General features: G+C 49.1%; 1 pseudogene. It reads left to right on the plus strand.

From position 1 onward, the window contains the following. Positions 1-797: pseudogene (locus tag R7R78_RS25545) on the plus strand (flagellar biosynthesis protein FlhF); the annotation flags it as partial.

The following is a 797-nucleotide window of genomic DNA, read 5'->3' on the forward strand; positions in this document are numbered from 1 at the left end:
ATCGAATCGCTATAACGAACATCGTCAAATGTCGTCATCAGCGGCCGATCGTTTTCAAGATCGCAGTTTAGATGAAGATAAAATTAGCCTACAAAACAGCAAAGAAAAATCAGGCTCGATGACACAGCGATTCGCGAACATGCTGAAGCAATACAGTGGTGGCGCAGCAGAATCTGACGATCATGTTGCGGAAAACGAAGATTCGTTATCAGCCCTATTGCAACGCCAAAATAAGCACCGCGAAAGCTATAACCAAGAAAAGCCCGTGCCATACCAGCCGGACTCTCCTTTGGCGAAATTGATTGCTCAAGATAACCGTTTTGAGCGACCAACGCCGAAGTTAGATCCTACGCGCTATGACCGTCGTCGCCCATCCTCTGAAGAGCGTGACGAGTCAGCAAAAGAGCTGGAGAACATGCGCGAAGAGATGACCTCGATTCGTCGTCTGCTGGAACATCAAGTCTCCGGCTTAATGTGGCAAGAAGTGGAACGTCGTGAGCCATTAAGAGCCATGCTTATCAAACGCTTAGAGCGTATGGGCGTGTCTCCTGAGCTTGCAGACCAAATGGCATGTTACATCCCAGAAGACACCAAGCCTGCACGTGCGTGGAAGGCGTTGCTGTCACTCGTTGCGGATCAAATTAACATACCAAAACAAGATATTTTAAAACGTGGTGGTGTGGTTGCATTGCTTGGCCCTACAGGCGTCGGAAAAACGACAACTGTCGCGAAGCTTGCTGCACGCGCAGCCATGGAATACGGTGCCGACAATGTAGCCCTTGTGACAACAGATACAT

The sequence above is a fragment of the Vibrio sp. 2134-1 genome, assembly GCF_033339495.1.